Annotated in this window: 4 protein-coding genes; all 4 read right to left on the bottom strand. The window is 29.3% G+C overall.

Translation table 11 applies throughout. The annotated features are described in order from the left end of the window. Window positions 1-195: 195 nt before the first annotated feature. Window positions 196-345: a hypothetical protein gene (locus WBN21_RS02770; RefSeq protein WP_424197773.1), complete on the bottom strand. Its 150-nt coding sequence runs from the start codon at window positions 343-345 to the stop codon at window positions 196-198. A gap of 366 nt (window positions 346-711) precedes the next feature. After that, on the bottom strand, window positions 712-1716 hold the full coding sequence (locus WBN21_RS02765; RefSeq protein WP_424197772.1) for a LacI family DNA-binding transcriptional regulator: 1005 nt from the start codon (window positions 1714-1716) through the stop codon (window positions 712-714). Window positions 1717-1865: 149 nt separating this feature from the next. Then, window positions 1866-2456 (bottom strand): hypothetical protein, encoded by a 591-nt coding sequence (locus tag WBN21_RS02760; protein WP_424197771.1) that lies wholly within the window; start codon window positions 2454-2456, stop codon window positions 1866-1868. A 19-nt stretch (window positions 2457-2475) separates the two neighbouring features. Then, window positions 2476-2940 (bottom strand): response regulator, encoded by a 465-nt coding sequence (locus WBN21_RS02755; protein WP_424197770.1) that lies wholly within the window; start codon window positions 2938-2940, stop codon window positions 2476-2478. Between the last annotated feature and the right edge of the window lie 116 nt (window positions 2941-3056).

The following is a 3056-nucleotide window of genomic DNA, read 5'->3' as shown; positions in this document are numbered from 1 at the left end:
GTTTGCGCTTGGGTTCCAAGTAAACAAAAAAACAAAAGTAGGTATAGAATTCTATATTTCAATTAAAATAAAGTACGTTAGCAATATTTCAAATGTATTTATAATTTTTCGATTTTTTACACAATCATTTCTTATATAAAAAAATCCCATACGAAATAAATCATATGGGACTCAAGCTATTTTAGGATTTAGAATTTAATCGTGTCCTTGACCTCCTGTAAAAGGAATAGGTAATTCAGTATCTGAAGCAGTTTGTATATCGCCTTCATTTAAATCTTGTTTTGTACAAGATGTTAAAGAAGCAAAAAATAACGCTGCTATTAAAGTAATTTTTAAGGTTTTCATATGTATTCAAATTTTAAGGTTTCATATTTTTTCCTATTCTTTTGGAATAGAATTGTTGAACTAAGACTTTGAAAACAAAATCGTAGTTAAGGGAAAAAATGGATAATTAACTTAAAATCGAATACACAAAATGTAGTACGACTCTATAATATTTTTTAATGAGGGAAATGACTTAAAAAAGTCAAAGTGGATTAATTCTTCTTCGTTGAACTTAGGGAATAAAATGGGTCGCTCAACTAAGGAAGGCTAAAGTATTGCAATAAGTAGTTTTAACTATAATTTTTTCGACAAAAAGTAAAATATTCGACGAACTACACCTTTTTTTATCGACGAAGTGCAAAACAACTCTGTTTTGTCTGTTTTAGATTACAAGGTCGACTGATTTTTCACCAAACTCGTTTTAACAATTTTTGTTTTCACATCCTTGTCCAAACCTTTATTTTGGATCCTATTTATTAATAATTGAGCGGCATTTGCGCCAATATCATTTGCATGTTGCCTAATTGTAGTAAGTTTTGGAATGGATAGATTTGATTCCGATGTACTAGCAAATCCAATTACAGATATATCTTTGGGAACTTTTAAGCCCAAATGTACAGCAGCATTTACAGCTATTATGCCTGAAAAGGTATCTGCAGCAATAATGCCATCAACCTGTTTATTGTTTTCTAAAAAAGCGATGATTTTTTGGGTATGGTCCTCACCTTTGGTAATCATTAATAATAAAGGTTCATGAGTCCCACTTTCTAAAAGGGCTTTATTGTAGCCGCGCTCTCTTAGCTTTCCAATACTCAAATCATTTATATTACTTATAAATGCTATTGATTTACGTTTTTCAGCAATTAAACTTTTTGTAGCATTGTATGTGGCATCAAAATCATCAACAATTACTTTATCACAGAACACATCGTGCGCCACCCTATCAAACATAACTATTGGTAAACCTTGTTCAATGGTTCTTTTAAAATGTGCGACTTCATTATTTTTCTGAGACTCTTCAGCAATGGATAATATAAAACCATCAACACTTCCATTTGCCAACAATTGCAGGCTCTCTTTTTCTTTTGCTAATGATTCATTTGAAATACAAGTTATAATGTTATAACCTTGTTTAGTGGCTTCTCTTTCAATACCAAAAAGCACTTTAGCCAAAAACCGATTAAGGATGTTTGGAATGATAACACCAATGGTTCTCGTTTTATTATTTTTTAAACTTAATGCTACCTTATTAGGTCGGTAATTATACAATTCAGCAAGCTCTTTTACGCGTCGAACAGTATCTTGACCAATTTCTTCGCTATTGTTTAATGCTTTTGAAACTGTTGATATTGAGACGTTTAATTCTTTTGCTAATTGTTTTAATGTAACCATTTTTTATAAAGACCTAATTTTTTCGACTACGCAATTTACAAAATTACTGATAGCCTTTTTAATTTATTTAATTTATCCTTTTCAAAAACAAAAAAAAGCATCCCAATTATTAAAGTAATAATGGAATGCTTTTACAGGGATTTGCCTCACTAAATCCCATGGCTATTAATAATTAGGGAAAATTCGTTTACAGAAGGAGCGCCATCACCAATAGGTCTTTGTTCCCAAATTTCAATGTAATCATTGAACGCGAGCTCAACTTTACTAGAAATTGATTGATTTCTACATGCAGTTTCAATAAAAACGTTACTGTTTTTTTTAATTAAAAAGGTCGTTTTATTATCTGAAACATTATTGTTTATACTGGATATTAGGGCATCTATTAGAAAAATTCTAGTTTCCTGCCCTTTATATTTTAATCTATTCTTTTCAATTGAAAATAACTCAAAATAACTTTCAGAATTAGATACCGCTGAAAATTTAATTTCTGGGTTTAGTAAGGTTTTAAAATAGACCAAGCCCATATCAGTATTTATTGAACCATTATTTACGAAATTACTTTTTAAATATAGGTTTCCTTTATTACTAAATTCTCCACCTTTTTCATTCGTAAATTCATTGTCAAAACACACTTTTGTATTACCCGAAATATGAAAAACTCCTTGGTTAACAATTTGGCAATAACCGCAAATCCCGTTGAGTAAAATGAAAACAATACAAATTAATTTTTTCTTGAGCATTTGTATAAATTTATCCTGGTTACCTAATAACTTCTTGATTTACTTCATTACCTTTAAAATCATCCTCATTTAAATATGGCCTAATTGTTTTCAAAATACTGTTTAGTTTTGCAGTATTTAATGGCTTTTCAATAAACCCGTGGCAATACTTCCCACTTTTAGCATCAGCTATAAATTTTGAATTATTTGATGCCGATAACATAAATATTTGGATATTTTTTTCCTTAGCTATGTCCAATTTCTTAAATGCATTTGAAAATTGAAATCCATTCATTTTTGGCATATTTATATCTAACAAAATAATATCTGGAATGGTTCCATTTTGCTTATTATTTTTGTCATCTAATTTTTTGAAAAATTCCAAAGCAGATATTCCATTGGAATATGACGTAACGTCAGAATCTATTTCTAATTTTTCAATATTTTTTTCGTTGATGTATAAATCAATTATACTATCATCAATTAACATAAATTTTGGCTTCATAATTAGCGGTTTTTATTGGGTTACCTAGGGCTTTTTAAAACTAATTGGGTTGGTTACTTTTCTTTTATTTTTATACTGTATTTCTAATAATTTCCGTGAGGTATTTTCATGTCCAT

It is taken from the genome of Algibacter sp. (assembly GCF_049667265.1).
Classification (GTDB): domain Bacteria; phylum Bacteroidota; class Bacteroidia; order Flavobacteriales; family Flavobacteriaceae; genus Algibacter_B.
Note: the sequence above shows the minus strand (reverse complement) of the source record. Positions and strands in the feature narration are given on the sequence as shown.